21 protein-coding genes are annotated in these 23,791 nt (G+C 36.3%); 1 reads left to right on the top strand and 20 read right to left on the bottom strand.

Annotated features, from left to right (window positions below; translation table 11 throughout):
- Positions 1–4: 4 nt before the first annotated feature.
- From IGK86_RS05455 to IGK86_RS05420, 8 genes are all read right to left on the bottom strand, one after another.
- Complete coding sequence (locus tag IGK86_RS05455) at positions 5–832, bottom strand: glycosyltransferase (protein ID WP_002404148.1); 828 nt, start codon at positions 830–832, stop codon at positions 5–7.
- Positions 833–842: 10 nt separating this feature from the next.
- Entirely contained in the window at positions 843–2,240 is a 1,398-nt protein-coding gene (locus tag IGK86_RS05450) for a sugar transferase (protein WP_002362924.1), read from the bottom strand.
- A gap of 105 nt (positions 2,241–2,345) precedes the next feature.
- Positions 2,346–3,647 (bottom strand): EpaQ family protein, encoded by a 1,302-nt coding sequence (locus IGK86_RS05445; RefSeq protein WP_002362923.1) that lies wholly within the window; start codon positions 3,645–3,647, stop codon positions 2,346–2,348.
- A 28-nt stretch (positions 3,648–3,675) separates the two neighbouring features.
- A complete protein-coding gene (locus IGK86_RS05440) occupies positions 3,676–5,679 on the bottom strand; it encodes a DUF7657 domain-containing protein (RefSeq protein WP_002409623.1) in 2,004 nt (667 codons plus the stop codon).
- Complete coding sequence (locus IGK86_RS05435; protein WP_016616591.1) at positions 5,680–7,821, bottom strand: glycosyltransferase family 2 protein; 2,142 nt, start codon at positions 7,819–7,821, stop codon at positions 5,680–5,682. It abuts the gene before it with no gap.
- An 11-nt stretch (positions 7,822–7,832) separates the two neighbouring features.
- The gene (locus tag IGK86_RS05430; RefSeq protein ID WP_010828888.1) at positions 7,833–10,976 is read right to left on the bottom strand and encodes a glycosyltransferase; all 3,144 of its coding nucleotides are present in this window, start codon (positions 10,974–10,976) and stop codon (positions 7,833–7,835) included.
- Complete coding sequence (locus IGK86_RS05425; RefSeq protein ID WP_002356901.1) at positions 10,966–12,183, bottom strand: ABC transporter ATP-binding protein; 1,218 nt, start codon at positions 12,181–12,183, stop codon at positions 10,966–10,968. Before IGK86_RS05425 ends, IGK86_RS05430 begins: the two co-directional genes overlap by 11 nt.
- A 12-nt stretch (positions 12,184–12,195) precedes the next feature.
- Positions 12,196–12,990, bottom strand: a complete 795-nt coding sequence (locus IGK86_RS05420; protein ID WP_002356900.1) for an ABC transporter permease — start codon at positions 12,988–12,990, stop codon at positions 12,196–12,198.
- A 247-nt stretch (positions 12,991–13,237) separates the two neighbouring features.
- On the opposite strand from IGK86_RS05420, the gene IGK86_RS05415 reads away from it, so the two are divergent.
- Positions 13,238–13,579: an EamA family transporter gene (locus IGK86_RS05415; protein WP_002356899.1), complete on the top strand. Its 342-nt coding sequence runs from the start codon at positions 13,238–13,240 to the stop codon at positions 13,577–13,579.
- 73 nt (positions 13,580–13,652) lie between these two features.
- Here the strand turns inward: IGK86_RS05415 and IGK86_RS05410 are convergent, their stop codons facing one another.
- From IGK86_RS05410 to map, 12 genes are all read right to left on the bottom strand, one after another.
- Positions 13,653–14,003, bottom strand: coding sequence for a DUF2304 domain-containing protein (locus tag IGK86_RS05410; RefSeq protein WP_002370376.1), 351 nt, complete (start codon positions 14,001–14,003; stop codon positions 13,653–13,655).
- Positions 14,003–14,728 (bottom strand): glycosyltransferase family 2 protein, encoded by a 726-nt coding sequence (locus tag IGK86_RS05405; protein ID WP_016616592.1) that lies wholly within the window; start codon positions 14,726–14,728, stop codon positions 14,003–14,005. The genes IGK86_RS05410 and IGK86_RS05405 overlap by 1 nt, the downstream gene beginning before the upstream one ends.
- A gap of 58 nt (positions 14,729–14,786) precedes the next feature.
- On the bottom strand, positions 14,787–15,629 hold the full coding sequence (gene rfbD / locus IGK86_RS05400; RefSeq protein WP_025193932.1) for a dTDP-4-dehydrorhamnose reductase: 843 nt from the start codon (positions 15,627–15,629) through the stop codon (positions 14,787–14,789).
- A 92-nt stretch (positions 15,630–15,721) separates the two neighbouring features.
- A complete protein-coding gene (gene rfbB / locus IGK86_RS05395; RefSeq protein WP_002378515.1) occupies positions 15,722–16,750 on the bottom strand; it encodes a dTDP-glucose 4,6-dehydratase in 1,029 nt (342 codons plus the stop codon).
- Positions 16,751–16,774: 24 nt separating this feature from the next.
- Positions 16,775–17,347 carry a dTDP-4-dehydrorhamnose 3,5-epimerase gene (rfbC, locus tag IGK86_RS05390; protein ID WP_002356893.1) on the bottom strand — a complete coding sequence of 191 codons (573 nt, stop codon included), beginning with the start codon at positions 17,345–17,347 and terminating at the stop codon, positions 16,775–16,777.
- A 12-nt stretch (positions 17,348–17,359) separates the two neighbouring features.
- Entirely contained in the window at positions 17,360–18,226 is an 867-nt protein-coding gene (rfbA, locus tag IGK86_RS05385; protein ID WP_002364387.1) for a glucose-1-phosphate thymidylyltransferase RfbA, read from the bottom strand.
- Between the two features lie 121 nt (positions 18,227–18,347).
- Positions 18,348–19,061 carry a glycosyltransferase family 2 protein gene (locus IGK86_RS05380; RefSeq protein WP_002362119.1) on the bottom strand — a complete coding sequence of 238 codons (714 nt, stop codon included), beginning with the start codon at positions 19,059–19,061 and terminating at the stop codon, positions 18,348–18,350.
- Between the two features lie 3 nt (positions 19,062–19,064).
- Positions 19,065–19,892 carry a glycosyltransferase gene (locus IGK86_RS05375; protein ID WP_010713251.1) on the bottom strand — a complete coding sequence of 276 codons (828 nt, stop codon included), beginning with the start codon at positions 19,890–19,892 and terminating at the stop codon, positions 19,065–19,067.
- Positions 19,892–20,680: a glycosyltransferase family 2 protein gene (locus tag IGK86_RS05370; RefSeq protein WP_002359892.1), complete on the bottom strand. Its 789-nt coding sequence runs from the start codon at positions 20,678–20,680 to the stop codon at positions 19,892–19,894. The genes IGK86_RS05375 and IGK86_RS05370 overlap by 1 nt, the downstream gene beginning before the upstream one ends.
- 121 nt (positions 20,681–20,801) lie before the next feature.
- Positions 20,802–21,938 carry an MraY family glycosyltransferase gene (locus IGK86_RS05365; RefSeq protein WP_002366956.1) on the bottom strand — a complete coding sequence of 379 codons (1,137 nt, stop codon included), beginning with the start codon at positions 21,936–21,938 and terminating at the stop codon, positions 20,802–20,804.
- A 110-nt stretch (positions 21,939–22,048) separates the two neighbouring features.
- Positions 22,049–22,957, bottom strand: coding sequence for a YihY/virulence factor BrkB family protein (locus IGK86_RS05360; protein WP_002383768.1), 909 nt, complete (start codon positions 22,955–22,957; stop codon positions 22,049–22,051).
- A gap of 15 nt (positions 22,958–22,972) precedes the next feature.
- Positions 22,973–23,737, bottom strand: coding sequence for a type I methionyl aminopeptidase (gene map / locus IGK86_RS05355; protein ID WP_002356886.1), 765 nt, complete (start codon positions 23,735–23,737; stop codon positions 22,973–22,975).
- Between the last annotated feature and the right edge of the window lie 54 nt (positions 23,738–23,791).

The raw sequence follows: 23,791 nt of genomic DNA, 5'->3' as shown, positions 1-23,791 counted from the left end.
AATATTATTTATTTCTCAACCTTTTTTGATAAATCACTCCACGTATACCATTAGGAAGTAAACTAATAATTGAATGTACTGCAGAAACAAATATAAAATCAGAAAAAGATCCTAAACCTTCCCGATATATTACTTTACGCGCTTTTAATCCTGGTACTAGGTATTTAATCCCGCCACGCCTAGAATACATATCTTTTCCGCCTCTAGCATAAACCAAAATCTTATTTATATTTGCCGCTTTTTTATCTTGTTTCAACAGCCTTATCCAAAGATAATAATCTTCAAACCCCTTCAAAGGTTTATAGTTACCAACCTGAATAATATCCTCTTTTTTATACATAACTGTCATATGATTAAATGGATTTCTTCTTTTCGAAAAGCGGCGAATTTCCTCGTTACTTTCTGGTACTATACGTCTTCCCAAAATATTGGTAACATTCCCCTCAAATTCTATAATATTACCACCAACAATCGCTAAACTTGAGTTTTCTTTAAATAATTTATACTGAACTTCCAATCTGTCCTCTACCATAATATCGTCTGTGTCCATTCTTGCAATTAACTCATTTCGGCAATTTAAAACTCCCTCTGCCAACGCTATACCTAATCCTTTATTTTCTGATAACGAGTAAAGACTTAGTTGATTGCCTAATTTTCGTTTATATTCATCAATAACTTCATCTAGTTCTAACGTTAAAGGGCCATCTTTTACTAAAAAAATTTCTTCAGGTTGAATAGTTTGTCTTAAAATACTCTCCATTGTGTCAATTAAATACTCTGGTTTTTCATTTTTGTAAATTGACATTAGAATACTTATAGGCACAGTCTCCACAATAAAATCCTCATTTCAATAACTTTATATTTCGTTCTTTTAAATAAGAACAAGTAATCGTTTCACGTTCTTCAGACTCATCCAATCCTCTTGATGATACTTTATCAAAGAGAATTTTGATGGTTTGAAGCAGGATTTTCATATCCAATAGCAATGAATAATTCTTGATGTACAGTAAATCAAAGTTCAATTTACTATTGTAGTCAGAAGCATACTTCCCATAAACTTGGGCATAGCCAGTAATCCCCGCACGTACATTGTGACGTAAATAGTAATTCGGGTTTTCCTGATTAAATTGATCAACAAAGAATGGTCGTTCAGGACGTGGTCCGACAATGGACATATCCCCGCGAATAACATTGATTAGTTGTGGCAACTCATCAATACGTAAAGCGCGCAAGTATTTACCAACTGTAGTGACGCGACTGTCGTTACTTGTAGATAAGACTGGACCTGATTTTGCTTCCGCTGTTGCCGACATCGTTCTAAATTTTAAAATCGAGAACTCACGTTGATCTAATGTAATCCGAGTTTGTTTGTAAATCACTGGTCCCGGTGAGGTTGCTTTGACTAAAATCGCTGCAATAAGCATTAAGGGGGAGGTAATCACAAATAGGCAAACAGAGACTAAAATATCGAATAAACGTTTAATAAAATTCTCTTCTGGTTGGATTTCAAAATTTGAGACTTCGATAATACTTTCATCTTCAAAGTTCATCATGTTTGGTTTTAACATAATTAGATTTTCAAAACTTGTATCTAAAAAGATTTTTTTCTTGTGTTTGACAATTAATTGATACAATTTTACTTTTTCGTTCTCATCAACATTACTTGAAATATAAACAATATCGATTTCATCGATAATTTTTTTTAAGTTTTCATAGTAATTGCTGACAACAACGCTCGTTACTTTATGCTTGTTATTTTTATCAGACATAAAGTTTTGAATTGAACGCATGACTTGATTTTCTTTACCTAGTAAAACAACTTTTCGCTCATTGCTGACCTTTAAGTAAAGATAATAAACAAGAATTCGCCAAAGACTTAGAACAATAATTCCGATTATAAAGGAATATCCTAAAACAGAACGCGGGAACGTAAACCAACGTCCGGCAAATGTCACAATCATAATCGTTAAAGTCATTAAAATTTGACCAATCACCGTGACAAAAATGATGTCACTAATTTTGCGATTATAAAAAATATACGCACCTAACAACAAATTCAAAAAGATAAAAAAGATTGAAATGTAAATTGCAGATTTTTCATAAGCCACAAAGTTAAATGAAGGAATTTCTCGGCCAAATTTCACCATAAACCCTAAGATGATTGATAAATTATAGAGCAAAACGTCTGCTAAAATAATTACAATTCGTCTTGCATTACTCCATTCACTTTTTGATGTCATTAAAAACTTCCTCTCTTCACTTCCAGTAATTACATTATTTGTAATAACATGCAACCCCTATATTACCATAATGTCAGCGGACAAGAAAGTTCTATAGGATGAAAATTATCTGCGATGTCTTTGGACACGACTTAATTCTTCAGGTTGGTCCCAGCCCTCTTCGTCAACAGGTGCTATCGGGCGCTCTTCATTGCTAACAGGACTTGTTTGTTTCACTCGTTTTCTTCTTTTAGGTGTCGTTGGTCTTTCATGTCTTCCTCGTTTTTTCTCTGGCCGGAAGTAGAAGGCTAGCCCAAGGAAACTATAAACAATTGGCATCCAATGAGGCGCTAATAAAATATCTTCCATAAATGAATGAATCCAGATTAAAAGGAAGCCTAAAAGTAAACTAACTTGCAAACGATCCAATGTTTTTTTGCGGAAACCAATCAATAAAATCAAACTGACTAAAAAAACAAATAAAATCAGATAGCCAATGACACCAAAATTACTTAACGTAAATAGAAAAGCATTATGTGTCCCCAGCGGTTTCCATGAGGCCACAAAAGGCTCCATACCGACTTTAATATGTTGAGGATCAGATAACCATTTAGCAAAAAACTCATGCCAAATTCGTTCTCTTCCTGTAAATAAATCAACAGTATCTGTTTCCGCACATAAGTAAAATAACAATGGTCCCAATGCAGCTACTCCGACAAAACCAAACAGCCAAACTTTCGAACGTTGCAAGAAACGTTTTGGTAAAAGATTATCCACCAGAATAAAACCAACTAAAATGGCAAAAGAGGTTTTGGATTGACTGACCCATGTACCTAAAACACCACCAATGTATACAGGTAAAAGCAGCAGGTTAAAGACCTTATTTCTATATGCTTTGATCAAACTACTGGCCATCATTGTTGAAAACATCAACGTTGCACCAATCGTATTGGTATTAATCCAAATACTTTCTAGTTTATTTGATTCTTTAAAAATTTCGTCTGTTGGAATCAACTGAGGCAACTCCACGGACATCCGATACAAAGTCGCACTCAAAGCAACTAAAGAGACAATTAATAAAAATGTTTGATCCAAACGATCAAAGACACAAACTTTAAAACAAAGGACCAACAAAATAATTAAAGGAATCATTGTATCTGTTTGCATCGTGCTATGACGGATTGATTCCGTAAAGTGAAACAAGAGCCAGGTGGCTAGCGCCAACGCTACGGTCAGCCAGTCAATAAATTTTAATTTCGTACAATTTAATAGCAGTACAAGTATTACTGCTATTAATAATAAAATTGAACTATTGGCATACATATATTTTGTGACTGGCGCATCAATTCCTACGACCCACATCGTATACGAGCCGATCATTGTAACTAATAAAATAAGTCGACCGATTCTATTCAATACTTTTCCCATATTCAAACCTCATTCCATGAATGAATCACTAGTCGTTTATTCGATAAATATATGCCCCGTTCTGATCAGGTCCATATAATTTTTCAAAATGAATCGTTGGTGTGTCTAACGGTTCTAATGGTTTATAAACGACCGCATATTTAATCCCATATTCTTTTAATTTTTCTGGAGATAAACGAGCAATAATCGCATCTTTTTGCATCAACTCTAAAACAGGGGTCTGATTTCCTACTTCAACATTGATGTGCGCATAGCGATTATAAATAAATGTGTCTTTTCCTTTTGGATCTAATGGTTTCCAAGCCTCTAAGTCAGGTGTAAAAGCAACACCGTTAAATGTATGCACACCTAACATCGGCAAATAGCCATACATCAAGCGTTCGCCCACCCACAATTGGTTGGGGTCTTTTTTGTTAATTTCTTCCACTTCTACCGCTAATTTTTTACCATAGACAGCAGAAACGCCTCGAGAAATTGGATTAACAAAGGCACCAGAAACCATAATGATTCCTAATAAGACAAGGACAAATAACGTGCGCCAACGTTTAAATAAAGCAACAATTAAAACGGTAGCGACAACTAAGACACCAATGATGTCCATTCGTGTAACGTATAACCGTAAATTGCCCGTATATAAAACAAAGAAATACAGAACAACATTTAATCCTAGCGCCCCTAACCAGGCCATCATTGGAATTTTTGCTTGGCGATTCCATAAATAATCGATGAACCATAAACTTAACAACACAGCGGCAAACCCGAAGGATAACATCGCCCGTTGTTCTGGCACATAAGACCACAATGTCAACTTAGCAAAAATTGTTGGAAATTGAACGCTCATCCAAACTAAGTTAAATAAACAATACACGAATAAGACAAAACCGTAAATGTTTTCTTTGATTTTTTTATAAAAAATAAATGGTGAGAGCGGCAAAATAACAAAAAATAATTGATAAAAACTACTGATTTCCGAATTATTTGAATATGGAACATCTTGAAACGGCATTTTCCAATTTGTTAAAAATAACAAAATATCGCGTTTAGGCATATCGCCACCTAAACTTACCCGTTTTCCTGGATAAGCGGTATCCATTACTGCTTTTAAGGAATCCAATGAGCCATATAGCGATCCGCCAACAATAATCGCCGTCATCAAGAGTGCCCCACCTATCAGGACCCCATCCCACTTATCCAACTTAATTTTTTTACGAAATTCTAAAAAGAATAAAATTAAAAATAATAAAATCAAATAACCAAGTGGTACTTGTAACGCAGGATAAATAACTAAAACAAATCCTGAAGCCATAATAACAGCCGTTATCGCACAAATGACACGACGTCGAACACTACTATGATAATAGAAATAATTATAAATTCCCACTAAAAAACCTAAGCCAAAAAATACTAAATCTCCAACTGGCGAGACAAACCACCATTGAAGGGCCGAAGAAAACGGAATCCAAACACTTGCTAACAAAGCTAAATATTTATTCCGCCGTGTGACGATCAAGCCAATTTCAAAAGAAAATAAAATTAAGCCAATTAATTTAAGATTCCAATACCACGATAAGCCATATTCTTTGCCTAATAGTACATAGCCCCACGTAAAAGGTTTCGCTAACGTGGCCAAATTCCACGCTGGTGAATTATAACCTACCACCATGTCTTGCCCATTTAACGTAATCACATCATTATGTGTTTTCAAACCTGTTTGTGTTTGTGAGAGGCTAAATGGGGTTTGAACGAGCCATTCATCCGAGCGAACACCTCTTGGTTCACCAGCAATTAATGAACTTTTTTGACCACCCGCATATTCAGAAACATACGCATCCCACATGTTTAATGAACTACCATGGACTTTAAAGGCGACCAGTAAAATAAAAATGACTGCCGCTAGCAGATAGCGCCAGCGTAACAAATGATCAACCAAGCGAGCGCTCTGCTCAGCTTGGTTGCGTAATGGTTGTTTTTCTTTTCTTGTAGTTAGTTGTTGTTCCATCTTTTCGCTCCATTTCGTCATCCGCAATTGCATCTAGTCAATTCGTAATGAAAAGTTGGGAATATCCCTTGTCAGATTAGGATTATAAAATGGATCATTTTCAATTAAAGGTCCCCATTTTTCTTCCATCATCACTTTTTCTTGTTCAAAACGTTTTTTCTTTTTGCCTTTATCATCATATCCACGAGTTTGAGATTCAAAATGATAAAGCTCTGCTTCATGAAGCCAGACGTTGTCACGTCCTAAAGCTTGGACTTTCAGGCATAAATCAACATCATTGAAAGCTACGGTAAACGCTTCTTCAAAACCACCAACTGCATCAAAATCTGCTTTTTTCATAAGTAAGCATGCGGCAGTTACTGCTGAATAATTAACATTAATAGCTAACCGACCAAAATAGCCTAAGTCACCATGGGGATAACCATAATGACCATGTCCAGCGACACCACCTAATCCTAAAATAACGCCTGCGTGTTGGACCGTATTATTTGGATACAATAATTTCGCACCTACACAGCCAATCCGTTCTTGCTGAGCAAATGAAACCATCAAGGTTAACCAATTCTCTGTAATCACTTCGGTATCATTATTTAAAAATAATAAATACTCTCCATGCGCTTTTTTCGCTGCACGATTGTTAATAGTTGAGAAATTGAATGGAATATCGATTGATTCAACGAAAAAGCGACCAGGTAATTGTTGTTCAAATTCTGCATATAATTCGTGCATTTTTGGATCTGTACTTCCATTGTCAGCCATAATAATCTCGTAATTTTGGTAGGTTGTTTTTTCAATAATCGATGAAACACAACGTTGTACGTCTTTATAGCCATTTTTAGTTGGAATAATAATTGAGACTAACTTTTCAGATTCAATGTCATAATAAACATCGTATAAGCCATTCGCCGCCCCATGCGTTGCATGACCATTCATTCCTCGACGAACGAGCGCATCTTGCACGGCTCTTAGCCCCGCTTCAAAAGCATAACCTTTGGAGCCCTGATCCACTGCTGTTGAGGTTGGCAGCATCCGCCAATAGTAAAGAACTTTTGGAATATGTTTGATGCGTTCTTTTGTCGTTTTTTCAGTAAATCTTAAAACTAAATCGTAGTCTTGAGAACCTTCGTAACCTTTTCGAAAGCCACCAATTTCTTCTAGAATACTCCGACGATACACGCCTAAATGCGAAATGTAATTGGTTCCTAAAAGTAAATCAGGTGACCAATCTGGTTTAAAGGCTGGATCAGAACGATTTCCATCCATGTCAATCTTATCTTCATCACTATAAATTAAATCCAGTTCTGGGTTTTCATTCAGCACTTTAACCACTTCATAAAAAGCATTGATCGCTAATTCATCATCGTTGTCTAGTAAGGCGACAAATTCTCCGGTAGCAATCGCTAAAGCAGAGTTGGTTGCTTCGGAAATATGACCATTTTGTTCACGAAAGACGACCCGAATTCGCTCATCCAATTGTTGGTACTCTGTTAAAATCTTTTTGACATTGGGATCTGTTGAGGCGTCATCGGCCATACATAATTCCCAATTAGTATAGACTTGATTCAAAATAGAATCAATGCACAACCGAAGCCATTTTTCTTCAACATTATACACTGGCATCGCAATGGAAATTTTAGGTTGGTAATGAAATGTTGCGATTTCTTGTGTCATCGCTTCTATGTCTAGTACTTCATTTCTAGCTAACCAGTTAGGATACGAAGCTTGATTTCTCAGTTTCTCAATTTTCGCTCGTTGAATGGTATGAGAAATACCATTTTTAGCCATATACTTAAATCCTTTTTTGGCTTTTATCCAAAGACGAGTTACTTTATCTTCTGTCCCTGGAATCACTGGATATTTTTTATTCAAGGGAAAATCCACCGTTACAACATGTGCTGATGATTGAAAATGAAAAGGGAGTACTTTTTTTTGTTTAATTCCTTCAAGTGTAACAACAAAGCCAGCTTCAATCGCAGGCTCTGTTTGATAAATTTGATTAACATCTTCACGTAAAACGCGCTGAATGTTATAAGCGGACACTTGGTTTTCATTATTAATTGTGAAAGTTGGGCTTTCTTTAGTGATTGTATCTAACGCCCAACCTGTAATGGTTAAATTATTTGTTGTTTTGTCGCGATAGATACTATCAAAGATCACCTTAATGTCTTCATTCATGTGCATTCTCCTTATAGATGTTTCGGATTTCGGTAGGGATCAACTAAAGCTTCCGCGGTCCATTTTTCCGCAAGTTCTTTATAAGATCCTTTTTTATCATGGTTTTGCATTTTTTCGTCTGCTTTCAAAATTGCATAAGACACATATACATTTCGTTTACCAGCGCTAGCAAATTGTAACGATAAATCGACACCCATCCACTCTTTACCTAAGTTTTCGTTAATTCCTTCTAAATTTAGGTAAAGTTGTTTGTTGAATAGTAAGCAGTCTTCAGTTGCTGCTTGAATATTTCTTGGTAAAGCAATTCTGTAATAGTAACCTAAGCTTTTACCAGGGGTGCCTTTTTCAGGATAAAGTAATCGACCTTTGTCTGTATCAACTGATACTCCCACTGTTTCCACGCGATAGCGTGCGTCAACTACGCGGCCAGTCACTAAACCAGAGGTCTCTTGTTGACCAATGTTCATTAACTCTTTTAACCAATCATTTTTCGTTGGTACCAATCCAGCATTTAATAAAGCCACATATTCTCCCTTAGCAGCTTGAATCATGCCATGACGAGTTTCTGTTGAAACATAACGAAGACGGTCATTTTGGATATTTATTTGATTCTCGAAGCGTGCAGGCAATAGAATTTCATAATTTGTATAGGCAGTTTTTTCTAATAATTGACGTAAGTAACTACTCATATTCTCTGTATCATTCGTAATAATCAATGATACCATCGGCACATGATCATAAAGATAGTTAATTTTATAGGAACCATAAAATTCGGCAATCTCTACTTGTGCTTTTAAGCCACGGCGTTCCGTTGCCGCTTGGACCGCTTTTTGACCAGCTACATAGGCGTAACCTTTGCTTTCAGGGTTTAAAGCAGTCGATGATTCAATGGCACGCCAATGATACATCATACCAGGAATATGCTTGATTTTCGTTGCTTGTTCCGTTGCTCGTAATACGAAATCATAGTCTTGAGCGCCGTTATATGCTGAGTTCAGTCCGCCTACTTTTTCTAATAAATCACGTTTCACAACAACAAAGTGTGTAATGTAATTATGGTTTAAAATCAGTTCTGGATTCCAGTCCGATTTGTAAAACGCGTTGAAGCGACGACCATTTTCTGTAATTTTATCTTCATCAGTATAAAGAAAATCAATCGTTGGGTCTGTATTTAAAGCTTTGACCACTTCATATAATGCTTGTGGCGCTAATTCATCATCGTTATCCATGAAACCAACAAAATCGCCAGTAGCAATCGACAAAGCTGAGTTAGTTGCTTCTGAAATATGTCCGTTTTCTTCGCGATAAATAACTTTGATTCGTTGATCTAGTTCTTTATATTTTTCTAGCATGGGCTTAATATGTTCGCTTGGCGATGCATCATCTGCTAAACATAACTCCCAATTTTCATAGTACTGATTTTGTAAAGAAGAGACACATGCTGCAAGCCATTTTTCTTCGACATTATAAACAGGCACAGCGACAGAAATTTTAGGCTGAAATTGGAACGTTTTAATTTCCGCTAAAACTGCCTCCACGTCAACAGGGGCTTCTGCTTTTTCTTGTCGTTTAAAGTACCACTTCACTGAGCCCATCAAACCACGTGTCTGAATCGAACGCCATGCTCGATCAAATTTCGTGCCTGGTTGAACCATGTTTGGACGCTCCACCACGTATTGAACCTTCTGACCTGATTTGGTGTCAATGTTTAACGTGTAGGCTGGTAAATCTTCTGGATCTTTAATCGTAATGACAAAACCATAATCTTGATCGCCTTCTAATTCAAACATATCAATAACATCCCGACGATATTCTGTTTCCACCGTATAAGTGACTGATTCACTAGCTTCTGCAATGCTGAATCTTAGCGGATAATTTGTTTGTTTGTCATACGCCCACCCTCTGATAACAGAAACGTTATTTTCTACATCGCGAGCAATATCATCGATGGTTAAATTAATCATTTTATCAAATTTAGTTAACGTGATTCGTTTATATTTTCCAGTAGGCATAGGGGCAGTCTCCGTCTGTTTATTCATTTCTTCTAAAAATTGATTTCTTTCATCTAACAGTGCATGAATAAAGGTATTTTCACGTTCTGAATAATTGCCTTCAAAGAAATAATCAATGGCCACTGTCAGGTCTTTGCCTGCCATTTGTGCATCGGTTACTTCGATTACAGGTACTTGCGTATCTAAGAAATAATAGATATTCTCTTGTACCAGAAAAGCATTCGTGGCTGCGACTGGGACTGTCTCGCCGTCTATCGTCATGGATAATTTGACAATTGCCCCCGTTAAACTTGGGAATAATTTTATCAGTTGGACGTCTTCTGGTATCTTCAGTTGGAACTGTTTTGTTTCAGGTTTTTGTAAATCAACTGGTTGATCCAACTCAGTCTCTTTTTCTTCGCCGCAATTAATTAAAATATGAACGTTTTTTTCATTGTATGAATTTACTGGTGTCACTCGCTCTGGCTGTTCTACTGGTTCAGCAGTCAAGGCAAAAAAGTACTGATACACTTCGCCAAAGGGACGCGCTTTAAAAGCTGCTTGTACTTCTACAGGTAACGCTTCATACGTCGTAGGAATTTCGTTGTAGCCAACTTGATTAAATGTAAAATCTTCTTTGGCAATGTATAAACCTACTTCTGCAAAAACTTTTTCAAATCCTTCTTGTAAATAGAATGATTTATGCGTAGCATCCAACAGCCCAGTTTCATTCCACGTTAAACGATTATTAAATAAATCAATTAAGACCGAATTATGCGCCAAATTAGGGAACGTGATTAAAATTTGACCACCTGGTTTTAAAAATGGTTTGACTTTTGCTAAGGCGCTTTGAGGATTCATTAAATGTTCCAACACATCTGCAAAAACGATATAATCAAACGTCTTACCAGCAAAGTATTCGACCCAATCATTTTCATCAATATTGCCATAAAAGGCATCTGTTGAAAATTGACTGACATGATCATAAAGTTCTTTGTCTAATTCAACAATTGAGACCTGGCACTTTTTTTCTTCCATCAAATAGCTAGTCATTCGCCCATTACCTGGACCAAATTCCAAGACATCACTATTTTCTTTGATTTGTGCTACGATTTTCCCAACACTGGTACTCTCGTCTGTTTCCATTTCAAAATCATACTTCATCTTTTGTCGTATCCTTCCATTTATGATCTAAGATGACAATTCCTTCTCCGGCATAACGACCGGTAATAAACATCGTCACGTATTTTGTTTTGTAGACTAATGGGACTGTTGCATGTTCCTCAAAGAAAGCAATATCAAAATAATATTCACCTGTTAATAATGACATTTTTTCATATTCTAAATAAAAAACATTCCGTCCTTTTTTCCAAGGAATTTGCACGCCATCTAATAACGTATTTAAGCCACAGACATAATGGTTGTCCACTGTTCGAATAGCGACCCCACAAACAGGCTTCTTAATTTGGTCATTTTTGACAGTATATTCAATTTTTACAATCACTTTTTCATCTTGCGTTACCATTTCTAAGGGTTCATAATCCGCGTTTAAAAGTTCCGCATGATCCACTTCAATAATATCTGGCGTTGGGGTTTCATCTTTCATGGTCGCTTCGCGGTCAACTGTTTTAATTGATTTCTTTTTCAAAAAGTTTTCGTAATTGGTAGTCACGTCCATCGTATCTCCATATTCAACGACTTTCCCGTGTTGCAACCAAAAAGTTCTATCACAAAAACGGCGGATGGAGTTTACATCGTGAGAAACAAATAAAATTGTTTTACCAGAATTTTTAATTTCTGTAAATTTTTCCATACATTTTAATTGAAACTCTAAATCCCCGACAGCCAACGCTTCATCGACAATTAAAATATCGGGATCCACGTTAATGGCTACCGCAAAAGCCAAGCGGACAAACATACCACTAGAGTATGTCTTAACTGGTTGATACAAATGATCGCCGATGTCAGCAAAATCAATGACATCTTGGACACGCTCTTCCATCTCTTCTCGGGAAAAACCCAAGACCATTCCATTTAAGAAAATATTTTCATATCCTGAATATTCAGGGTTAAAACCTGAACCTAATTCAAGCAACGCTGAAATTTTCCCATTAATCACCATGGACCCGGAGGTTGGCGTTAATACTCCTGTAATAATTTTTAACATGGTTGATTTTCCAGAACCATTTTCGCCGACAAAGCCAATCATCTCGCCTTTTTTAATTTGCATCGTGACATCGTCTAACGCATAAAACAAATCGTGGTAAGATTTTTTGGTTGGACTAAGCGCTTCTTTAAACCGATCGGACGGCTTTTTATACATGTTGTATGTTTTGGTAATATGTTGGATATCGATTGCATATTCTGACATGTCGTTCTCTCCTTATAGTACATCTGAAAAATGTGGTTTTAAGCGTCTAAACACGGTTGAGCCAATTAATAGTAAAACAATAGTAACTCCCCAGAAATATAAGCTATATTGCCAATGTTCCCAGAACCATGCACCGCCTAAATAAGATTCGCGGTATCCTTGAACAATATAATATAATGGATTGATTTTTAAGATTGTCGCAATCATTCCAGTTGGTTGCCATAAAATTGGCAATGTCCACATAACTGTTTGCATAATGATATTGATAAATTGCATAATATCGGGTAAAAATGGTTGTGTTGAAGCAGTAATCCACGTAATTGCTGTTAAAAAGACTAATAAACAAGCTAAGTAGTAAATTAATTGCAAACTGTACAAACTTGGATAATAACCGTTAGCTGTAGTAATTACAAAACCAATTAGAATGAAAAACAAGTGGGTGTACAAGTTCGATAAAATTTTAGACGTTGGTAAAATTTGTACATTAAACACGACTTTTTTAACTAAATAACTATATTCACGAAACACATTCGTGGCTGATAATAACGAATCTGAAAAGAAGAACCAAGGTACCATCCCTGTTACTAAATAGACAATGAATGGCATATTGTCGCCAGCTCTAGAACGAAGGCCTACAGAAAAGACAAACCAATACGTCAAAACAGTTACTAATGGCGTTAAAAAAGCCCAGACAATTCCTAGTGCTGAACCAGCATACTTGGCCTTAAAATCATTAAATGAAAATTGTAATAACAATTTTTTGTTCTGAAAAATATTCTTGAAAATTGAAAATGTTTCTTTAAACATATACTTATTCCTTCCGTAATAAACTATTTTTATCTAAAATTTTTGGATACAAAAATGCCATTTTAAACAACATTTCTATTTTATCGATAAACGCCTAGCTTTTCAATAGTAGACCCCTTTTTATAAAGAAAAATTTAACTGATTTCGCTATATTAAAAAATCTTGTCCAATTTTTAGGAGATTATGCTACAATAATGGAGGTCTTGCATTTTTTTGCACGGAAACTATTTTTGAGAGAAGGGAAATTATGGTTCTTTTTATTATTTACGTATTTCTGTCTTCTGCTGGTCTGGTCTTATTTAAACTAGGTTCTAGCAGTTTGAACATCCAACTCCAACAAACAATCTTTTCAATGAATATCTCACTTATATCTTTATTAGGTTTATTTTGTTATTTAATTAGTTTTATTTTATGGATGTTAATTATTAGTCGTTCCGATGTTTCTTACATTGTTCCTTTAGGCGTTGCCTGTACAAACATCGCTATTTTAATTGCTTCAAATCTTATTCTAAAAGAGACAATCACAACGAATGCCCTTATTGGTGCTGTGGTTATTATTGTCGGCATTGTGATTATGAATCTTAAATAAAAAAGATCGCTATTCATTGAGCTGACCCTTAAATATTAGACTTTCAGGTCCAACTTTTAAGGGTCACTACACATTAGCGATCTTTTTTATTTTCTTCAGATTTCATGATAGATAATTCTTGCAATAATGTTTTAATGCGATTTTCGTGTTTTGAAATCAACACAGAATTTTTAATTTCCATGATTAAAAGGACAATCACCGCAGCTGATAATAAGAAGTTTGATGTTGTTTCAAACCCAAAGACCATTGCTAACCATTCTGCCACATGCGGGAAAATAGCAAAAATAATTAAGACAATTGAGATTAATAACCAAATCAAAGCATTTTTTAGGAGAAAAATATTTTTATTAATCCCTCGAATAATGTATAAGAAAAAGCCAATTGCAAATAAAAATAAAGCTAGCCATAACACGGTTGGTAGCATTAATCTCCCTCCTTCATAAAGGCAGCAATCAGAATTGCTGAGCCGACTTCTAGCATATACTTCACAGAAGCCAAGGCACGAATCGAAGAAACACCACCAAGCCGTTCCATCATATTGACAGGTCTTTCAACAATCACAAAACGTTTTTTAATTAAGTGAACAATCGATTCTGGCTCAGGATAATTTGTCGGATAACGCTTTGCAAAAAAAGAAATCACTTTCCGATTTCCCGCTCGATAACCAGAAGTCACATCATAAATTGTTTTACCAGAAGCCATTCGAATGCAAAAAGATAACAAACGAATACCAAAACGGCGCATTTTCGTACTTTGAAAAGCCGCTTCGTTTCCAGGAATGAAACGAGAGCCAATCGAAAAATCACATTTACCCTCTGCTAATGGTTCCAGTAAAATAGGTAAACTATTGATATCATGTTGACCATCACCATCAAACTGAACCGCCACATCATACTCATTTTCTAAGGCATATTTATAGCCGGTCTGTACCGCCCCGCCAATACCTAAATTCAACACTAAATGAATGGCATTAATTTGGTTGACTTCTAAAATTTGTTTGGTTCCATCTGTCGAGCCATCATTAATTACCACATAATCCAATTCATGTTGAAAATGCGTAACTTCCTGTTTAAATGTTTCAATGGAAGCAATCGTCCGCAAAATGTTTTCTTCCTCATTGTAAGCAGGAATGATTAAAAGTACCTTCATAAAGAGAAACACCTTTCCACTTTTTCTCTAACAAAACCCCTCACTTACACAAAACAATTTATTGTTGAACATTTTCTAACATTTGTGCTAAGGCTTCTTGCCAAGTAGGAATTTTAAAGCCTAACGCTTCTGTTTTACTTAAATCCATGACAGAATATTGTGGTCTTTGCGCCTTTTGTGGAAATTGAGTTGAATCCACTGGCAGTACTTCCACTTCAGTATCTTTTAAAATTTCTTTAGCAAACTGATACCAGCTACAGCTGTTTTCATTAGACAAATGATAAACACCAAATGGCGCTTTTTCTGCAATAACAAATGCCATAAATTCGGCTAACGTTCTTGTCCAAGTTGGGCGGCCAAACTGATCGTCCACTACCGTTAGTTGGTCTCTTGTTTCCGCTAATTTTTGCATGGTAAAGACAAAGTTATGACCGTATTGACCAAATACCCATGATGTTCGAATAATATAATAATCGTCCAGGATTTCTTGGACCGCTTGTTCACCTAATAACTTCGTCCGACCATACTCATTTAAAGGATTCGGTTGATCATCAATCGCATAGACGCCTTCTTTTTTAGTTCCATCAAAAATATAATCTGTACTTACGTAAACAAGTGTCGCCCCCACTGCTTTAGCAGCTTCTGCAACATGACGTGTGCCATCTACATTCACTTTTTCATCTAATTCCTTGCCTTCGTCTTCTGCTTTATCAACAGCTGTATAAGCAGCACAATGATAAATGACGTTTGGTTGAATTTCTTTCACTTTTGCCAACGTACTATCCGCATCAGTAATATCTAATTCTGTGGAATCCGTTGAAATATACTCAATTCCTTGTTCGTCTAATAGGTGACGTAATTCTGTGCCCAATTGGCCATTTCCACCAGTAATTAAAATCATTTTTTTCGCTCCTTCTTGAAAAAAAGGCAGGGCAAAGTAGCTTTTGTACTTTGCCATCGCCTTTCGACTGTTATCTCACATGTCAGAAAAAATTACTGACCATTTTGTGCATATTTTGCTTCAACAGCTTCTTTATCTGCACGCCACCAGTCTTCATTTTCTGTATACCACTTGATTGTTTCTGCCAAGCCTTCACGGAAATTCGTGAATTCTGGTTCCCAACCTAATTCTTCGCGTAATCTGGTTGAATCAATCGCATAACGTAAGTCATGTCCTGCACGATCGTTGACATGCTCATAGGCATCAATAGGTTGTCCCATTAATTCTAAAATTAATTCCATCACTGTTTTATTGTCTTCTTCACCATCGGCTCCAATTAAATATGTTTCGCCAATTTGCCCTTTTGTTAAAATTGCCCAAACAGCCGAAGAATGGTCGTTTGTATGAATCCAGTCACGAACATTTTTACCAGCACCATAAAGTTTTGGTGTAATGCCACTTAAGACATTGGTAATTTGACGAGGAATAAATTTTTCAATATGTTGATATGGCCCATAGTTATTTGAACAATTTGAAATTGTTGCTTGTAAGTTGAAAGAACGAACCCACGCTTTGACTAACAAGTCAGATCCTGCTTTTGTTGAAGAATAAGGACTTGAAGGATTGTAAGGCGTTTCGGCAGTGAATTTTTCCCCTTCGCCTTCTCCATGTCCTGGTAAATCTTCTCTTAAAGGTAAATCGCCATAAACTTCATCAGTCGATACGTGGTGGTAACGAACATTGTTTTTACGGCAAGCTTCGATCAATGTGTACGTCCCAATCAGATTGGTTTGTACAAATGGGAATGGGTCGTTTAATGAGTTGTCGTTATGCGATTCAGCAGCATAGTGAACAACTGCATCTGTTTCAGCGACTAAACGATTAACTAATTCAGCATCAGCGATATCTCCTACGACTAATTCCACGCGATCACTTGGTAGACCTTCAAGATTTTTTTCATTTCCTGCATACGTTAATTTATCTAATACAGTTACATGAACTTCTGGATGATTCTTTACAACATAATGAACAAAATTTGAGCCGATAAAACCAGCTCCACCTGTTACGATGATTTTTTTCATAATTGAAACTCTCCTACTTTTTTCTTAAATTTCGCCATAGATAAACGGATTTTCCGCTTCAAATTCTTTTAAGGTTGGATGTTTTTGATCCTTTTCTGACGTAATCGCTTTTTCTGGCGCAATTGGCCAATCAATAGCTAACGCTGGATCGTTAAAAGCAATACCGCCGTCTGCTGCCGCATTGTAGTAATTGTCACATTTGTACATAAAGTTCACGTTCGGTGTCAAAGTGACAAAACCATGAGCAAAACCTTTTGGTACTAAAAGCTGACGGTGATTATGTTCTGATAAAATGTAGCCTTCCCATTGACCATAGGTTGGACTCCCTTTACGAATATCAACAATCACATCTAATACCGCACCTGTTACAACGCGAATTAGTTTTGTTTGCGCAGCTTCGCCTTTTTGAAAATGCAATCCACGCAAGACACCTGCTTCTGTTGATAATGAATGATTATCTTGGACAAAATCAAAGTCTAATCCATGTTCTGCAAATTTAGCTTTGGAATAACTTTCTGTAAAAAAGCCACGATGATCACCGAAAACATCCATTTCGATAATTTTGACATCTTGTAATTTTGTATCAATAACTTTCACGTTTCTTCGCTCCTATTCTGCTGCTAAACGTAGCAAGTATTGGCCGTAGCCATTTTTCTTCAATGGTTGTGCCAATTCTACCAATTGTTCTTTTGTAATATAGCCCATTCGATAAGCAATTTCTTCCAAACAAGCGACTTTTAAATTTTGACGTTTTTCAATTGTTTCAATAAATGTTGACGCTTCTAATAAAGATTCGTGTGTGCCTGTATCTAACCAAGCAAAGCCACGGCCCATTACCTCAACAGAAAGTTTATTTTTTTCAAGGTAGACTTTATTAACGTCTGTTATTTCTAATTCCCCACGTTCTGACGGTTTGATCCCTTTCGCAATTTCAACCACTTCATTGTCGTAAAAATACAAACCTGTCACTGCATAATTTGACTTCGGTTGTGCCGGTTTTTCTTCAATAGAAAGCGCCCGCATCTCTTCATCAAATTCTACCACGCCGAAACGTTCTGGATCATTTACATGGTAGCCAAAGACTGTTGCCCCTGACTCTTTAGAAGCCGCTCGTTGCAACATTTTTGATAAGCCGCCACCATAATAAATATTGTCCCCTAAAACTAAGCAGACACTATCATCACCAATAAATTCTTCACCAATAATAAATGCTTGCGCCAAACCATCTGGGCTTTCTTGTACCGCGTATTCGATATGAATGCCTAAATCATGGCCATCGCCGAATAAGCTTTCAAAACGTGGTGTATCTTCTGGTGTAGAGATAATCAAAATTTCATTAATTCCCGCCAACATTAACGTTGACATTGGGTAATAAATCATTGGTTTGTCGTAAATTGGCATTAATTGTTTTGATGTTGCTTTTGTTAGCGGATATAAGCGTGTCCCGCTTCCGCCTGCTAAAATAATTCCTTTCATGAACAATCTCCTTAAATACTTCTATTTTTAGTTTCTATAAAACCAAATATCCTTCCCTATTATCGCATTAAGCATAGGGTTTGTCATGTTTTTTACGTAAATTTTACAAATCTGTAAAAGTTTAGCGTTGTTCCTTTAAACGCTGATGTAAAGCTTTTAATAAATTCACACGCCAATTTAATTTTTGTTGGAAACTTGTTTTGGTAATAATAGGGCTGACATTCGCTCCATGTCTTCGGTAAAGCACTAATGGTTCTTTAATGAGACCCGTTTGCTTTTTCCGTGCAGCTAATAAGCCAATCCACATATCATGCATAGGAACTTCTGGCGGAATGGGTAAAATGACGTTTTTCATCTCTTGACGAAAGGCCATACCTGCCCCAATATAGCCACTTTTTATCGCATTTCGCCAAAACCCTGGTTTGACTTTTCGAAACTTAAAATAAGAGGGATTGGTAACTTGTAAATCCGCATCAACAATTTTCAAGTCACTAATAACCACTTGGATGTCAGGGTGCGTTTCAAAATATTCTGTCACTGTCGTTACTTTATTTGGCAACCAAACGTCATCTTGATCTGCTAAAAATATTACTTCGCCTTTCGTATGCGTAAGCGCAAATGCAAAATTAGCAATCACTCCTTGCCCTGGACCTTGTAACAATTGAATTTGGGGATAATTCGCTGCATACGTTCTCAAAATTTCCAACGTATGATCAGTAGAACCATCATCTGAAATAATTAGTTCATCTTCTTCACTGACTTGTAAAAGAATACTATCTAATTGTTCCGCGAGATATTTTTCTCCATTATATGTCGCAATACAAACTGAGATCATAGATTATCCTTTCATTAACTTGAGAAATTCTGCCAATGTTTGCCGCCAAATTTGGCGATTTTTGACAGTTAAAAATTGCTTACTACTGCGTAAAAATAAATGGCGTCGATGATGGGAAAACTTTTCTTGATCATATCGACGATAAAATAACGTTTCTGCTTCAATAATAGAGCGATAACGTTGAGGACTCATTGTACGATAATCTAAAACAGACAATTCTTGTTTTAGGTGGATTGGTAAGACTTCAATCTTTTTATTGGCTTGATTTAATTGATAAAAGAACCAATGGTCTAAATAGTCCAAAGGAAATTCTTCCGAAAATCCTTCCAACCAGCGTAGCGTTTCTGCCGTAATAACTGTACCAGAATTGATAGCCATCAACGGTTGGTTGGCTATCCCTGCTGCTGGCTTTGCTCCTTTAAGCCCAACGTATTGATCACTATATACTGGCGAAATTTGTTGTCCATTTGCTTCTACAATTGGAACATAGACTGCCACAGTCGGATCTAATGGCATGATGATCAACGTATCAAAATAAGAGGCTGGCACTTCTGTGTCTTGGTCAAGGAGCAACAATAATTCACATTGATTCGCTTGACTAAAAGCAATCGCTTCATTATAAGCGGTCGCTAGGCCTGGATTATCAGGATTATGTCGATAAGTAACATTTTGTTGTAAAAATAATGCATCTTCTTGAGGAAGTGGGCTGTTGTCATAAATAAATAAGTGCAATTCGGGATGATTTACCACTTCTTTTAATAACAAATAATTCGGCGTATCAGCCATTTTCATTTGATATAAGACGATGACTACCGCTAATCTTTGACTCATTAAAAGAACCTCCAGCCCCATTTGTTAAAAAATTTCCCCATTGATTGCATAAAGATTTTAAACAATTTTCGACTTTTATGGGCGCCCTTTTCATACATGTGAACAACCGTTTCAAAAGGCGTATAGAGAATCCGATAGCCTGCTTTGCCAAAACGTAAACATAAATCGTTGTCTTCAAAGTACATGAAGAAACGTTCATCGAACCCACCAATTTCAACGAATTTTTCACGATCAATCAACATAAAACAGCCTGAGCCCATTTTAATATCCGTTGTTTCTGTATCCGACAAATCGCGACATTCATAAATACTCAAACGTTTATCAAAAATTTTCTTTACAAATTGAAAGGGAATAAAACGTAACATATAATCGAAGACATCTAATTTTTGACGAACTAAATATTGCGTCGTGCCATCTTCATTTAACACTTTAGGGCTAACGACTGCAATGTTCTTATCTATTTTGATACGGTCTAATAGACGATCAAGCACGTCTTTAGTAACCAAAACATCGGGATTAAAAATAATTGCATATTTTGTCGAAGCATTGAATAACACTTGATTATGACCATGACCAAACCCTTGATTTTCTTCAGCGCGATGGATAGTAATAAATGGTTCATATGTTGTTAATTTTTCAAGATACGCTGTTTCAGAATGATTGTCATAGATATGAATATCATAAATACTATCAGTACCTAGTTCAGCTTTTAATTGGTCTAGTACATTAAAAATGTAACGACTATTATAAGTGACAATCGAGATTGTTACCATTTCTTGCATGCTCATTTCTCCTTACTACTGAAACATCGTCTTAAAAAAAAAGCATATGTTTCACACATATACTTTTTTAAGTTTAATGGAATTATATCATAGGTTTACGCTCTCGCAAAGCAACCTAAAGATTTCTTTACTTTCTCTTAGAATGCTTGCCAAGTCGCTTTTTCATTTGCTCCTGACGATATTCACGATTCCCTAAAATCCGTAACAAATACATCAACGGTTGATGTCCTTCGCCAACTAGACCGATTAGTTCAATGAATAGTTCTAAGCCAATTAAACAAAAGACAATTAATAAAATTGATGCTACTGTACTTGAATAGCTGAACAATAAAGAAACAAAGGAAAAAACTAACGCTAACGCATAAATAGTCATGACCGCCCCTTTATGGGTAAAACCTAAAGATAACAAGCGGTGATGCAAATGCATTTTATCTGCTGAGGAAATGGGCTTCTTGTTCAATAGCCGTCGAATAATTGCATAAACCGTATCCGTAATTGGCACACCTAAAATCACCATTGGCGTAATTACCGTAATAAACGTAGCATTTTTCAAGCCCTGTAACGACATTACTGCAATCATAAACCCGAGGAATAACGCCCCGGTATCTCCTAGAAATATTTTAGCCGGATAAAAATTGTATGGGAAAAATCCCGCAATGCTCGCAACTAAAATAAAAATAACAATTGGGATATAGACCGTTTTAGCATGTAGGAAAAAATACCCTGTAATACCAATCGTGGTTAATCCAATAATGGATACGCCTGATGCTAAACCATCCAAACCATCAATTAAATTTACTGCATTCGTAATCGCTAAAATCCACAATAAAGTTAGTGGTAAACTAAACCAGCGCAAATCAATCATTCCAACAACTGGCAACGTCACAAAATCTATCCGAATTCCAGCAACAAAATAAATAACTAATGCTGCTAACAAAATACCGATTGTTTTTTTCATTGGAGTAATCTCTTTAATATCATCAATGAGGCCTGTCAAAACAACCATTCCACCAGCCAAAATAATCGGCCAAATATAATCTTGTGGGATAATCGAACGAAAAATCAATAAACATGAACTAGCAAAAGCAATGTAGATTGCAAGTCCTCCTGCTGTAGGCATATTTTTGGTATTGATTCGTCGCTCTCCTGGTGCATCATAGGCGCCAATCCGAAACGCTAGAAGCTTAACAAGTGGTGTTAATAGCAAAGATAAGATAAATGTCATAAATAAACGTATCAAAACTTCATAAATAAATAGTGACATAGTCGAACCCACTTTCTTCTCGTTCAGGGTATATTATACCGTAAACTGAAGCATTTACAAGCTGAAACATGTGTTCTGGCAACGGTTTAGACTTTTTTAAAGAAATCCATTTATTTTTTCTTTTTAAACCATCTAAACAAGCGTTGTTCAAAACTTGGTTGTTTTTTTTCTTTATCTCCAGATAAGTATTCATCGACGACAGCGTTGACAATTGCTCCTAAAATAATAATCGTGGCAGCAAAATTCAGCCATAACATCAAGATGATAAAACTCCCGATGATTTGATAACTTGCGATTCTAGAACTAAAATATTTTACGTACAAACCAAAAATTTGTGATAATAGCATCCAACCGACTGTCGAAAAAATAGCCCCTGGCAAAATAGAACGTAACGATAATTTCCGATTAGGAACGACCGCATAAATCAAACACATAATCACTAATAAAACAACGGTCGTTAACGGCCATTTTAACGCTTGGAAAGTATCGATCACAGACGTTGAGTAATGGAAAATTGGTTGCAGTAATTCAATAATGTACTGACCCAGACCTAAAATTACTACTACACCAACAATCGCTACCATAAATAATAAAATAACTAAAAATGAGACCACTCTTACGAGAATAAAATTTTTCCTTTGTTCGACACCAAAAGCTTTATTCATCGCATTTTGTAGTGCATTAATACTTTGACTGGCACTCCAAAATGCTGCTAAAGCGGAAACAGAAAGCAACCCGCCTGAACGTTGAGTCAGTAGTGAACGAATCGCTGGTTCTAAGTTCTTATAAACATCTTTCGGAATCGCCTCTGCAATATAAGGCAACACAGAATTAGGGTCGATTCTTAAATAAGGTAAGACATTACCTACCGCAATCAGTAATGGAAACAGCGAGAGTAATAAATAATAGGCAACAACCACTGAGCTGTTGCCTATTTCGGCTGTGACCATGTGACTTTGCGTTGTCTCAATAAAACGCATCAAAGATTGATTCTTTTTGATGTTGTCGAGAAACTTCATCACACACTCTCCTTATTAATAAGTCAATTCTTCGCCTTGTGACGTTAAGATTCTTGGACCTTCTTTCGTAATCGCTAATGAATGTTCATATTGACAACTTAGACCGCCATCTTCAGTATAAGCAGTCCAACCATTTGGGTCCATTTTCATGCGCCAAGTTCCTGTGTTAACCATTGGCTCAATGGTAATAACCATTCCCTCTTTTAAACGTAGTCCTTTACCTGCTTCACCATAGTGAGGAATCATTGGACTTTCATGGATAGTTGGGCCAATGCCGTGGCCTACAAAATCGCGAACTACCCCGTAGCCTTCTCCTTCTACATACGTTTGAATTGCATGACCAATGTCGCCAATTCTATTTCCTACTTGTGCTTGTTCAATCCCAAGATATAGCGCTTTTTTGGTTACTTCCATCAAGCGGTCAATTTCAGGTGTTGATTCACCCACGACATAAGACCAGCATGAATCAGAGATTGCGCCCTTTAAGTCGACACACATATCTACTTTGATTAGGTCGCCATCTTTTAATACTTTTTTACGAGGAAATCCGTGGCAAATTTCGTCGTTGATACTACAACAGGTAGCATATTTGTAACCTTCATAGCCAATTTGAGCCGCCACGCCACCATGACTTTCAATAAAGTCTCTCACAAATACTTCAATATCCCAGCTTGTAATGCCAGGTTTAATAAACGTCCGTAAATGACGGTGAACATCCGCTAATAATTCCCCTGATTCATCCATCATTTCAATTTCTCGTGGTGATTTTAATGTAATCATACTATCTCTCCTAAACTTGTTTCATTCAAATTATTTTATCACATTTTTTGCAAA

It is taken from the genome of Enterococcus sp. DIV1206 (genome assembly GCF_051712485.1).
In the GTDB taxonomy this organism is placed as follows: domain Bacteria; phylum Bacillota; class Bacilli; order Lactobacillales; family Enterococcaceae; genus Enterococcus; species Enterococcus faecalis.
This window is presented reverse-complemented; position numbering and strand designations above follow the sequence as displayed.

Bases quoted from the DNA above. Each gene is read 5' to 3' on its own strand.
- IGK86_RS05450 (WP_002362924.1), bottom strand. From the start codon at position 2,240: ATGACATCAAAAAGTGAATGGAGTAATGCAAGACGAATTGTAATTATT.
- IGK86_RS05445 (WP_002362923.1), bottom strand. From the start codon at position 3,647: ATGGGAAAAGTATTGAATAGAATCGGTCGACTTATTTTATTAGTTACA.
- IGK86_RS05440 (WP_002409623.1), bottom strand. From the start codon at position 5,679: ATGCAATTGCGGATGACGAAATGGAGCGAAAAGATGGAACAACAACTA.
- IGK86_RS05435 (WP_016616591.1), bottom strand. From the start codon at position 7,821: ATGAATGAAGACATTAAGGTGATCTTTGATAGTATCTATCGCGACAAA.
- IGK86_RS05430 (WP_010828888.1), bottom strand. From the start codon at position 10,976: ATGAAGTATGATTTTGAAATGGAAACAGACGAGAGTACCAGTGTTGGG.
- IGK86_RS05425 (WP_002356901.1), bottom strand. From the start codon at position 12,183: ATGTCAGAATATGCAATCGATATCCAACATATTACCAAAACATACAAC.
- IGK86_RS05420 (WP_002356900.1), bottom strand. From the start codon at position 12,990: ATGTTTAAAGAAACATTTTCAATTTTCAAGAATATTTTTCAGAACAAA.
- IGK86_RS05415 (WP_002356899.1), top strand. From the start codon at position 13,238: ATGGTTCTTTTTATTATTTACGTATTTCTGTCTTCTGCTGGTCTGGTC.
- IGK86_RS05410 (WP_002370376.1), bottom strand. From the start codon at position 14,003: ATGCTACCAACCGTGTTATGGCTAGCTTTATTTTTATTTGCAATTGGC.
- IGK86_RS05405 (WP_016616592.1), bottom strand. From the start codon at position 14,728: ATGAAGGTACTTTTAATCATTCCTGCTTACAATGAGGAAGAAAACATT.
- rfbD (WP_025193932.1), bottom strand. From the start codon at position 15,629: ATGATTTTAATTACTGGTGGAAATGGCCAATTGGGCACAGAATTACGT.
- rfbB (WP_002378515.1), bottom strand. From the start codon at position 16,750: ATGAAAAAAATCATCGTAACAGGTGGAGCTGGTTTTATCGGCTCAAAT.
- rfbA (WP_002364387.1), bottom strand. From the start codon at position 18,226: ATGAAAGGAATTATTTTAGCAGGCGGAAGCGGGACACGCTTATATCCG.
- IGK86_RS05380 (WP_002362119.1), bottom strand. From the start codon at position 19,061: ATGATCTCAGTTTGTATTGCGACATATAATGGAGAAAAATATCTCGCG.
- IGK86_RS05375 (WP_010713251.1), bottom strand. From the start codon at position 19,892: ATGAGTCAAAGATTAGCGGTAGTCATCGTCTTATATCAAATGAAAATG.
- IGK86_RS05370 (WP_002359892.1), bottom strand. From the start codon at position 20,680: ATGAGCATGCAAGAAATGGTAACAATCTCGATTGTCACTTATAATAGT.
- IGK86_RS05365 (WP_002366956.1), bottom strand. From the start codon at position 21,938: ATGTCACTATTTATTTATGAAGTTTTGATACGTTTATTTATGACATTT.
- IGK86_RS05360 (WP_002383768.1), bottom strand. From the start codon at position 22,957: ATGAAGTTTCTCGACAACATCAAAAAGAATCAATCTTTGATGCGTTTT.
- map (WP_002356886.1), bottom strand. From the start codon at position 23,737: ATGATTACATTAAAATCACCACGAGAAATTGAAATGATGGATGAATCA.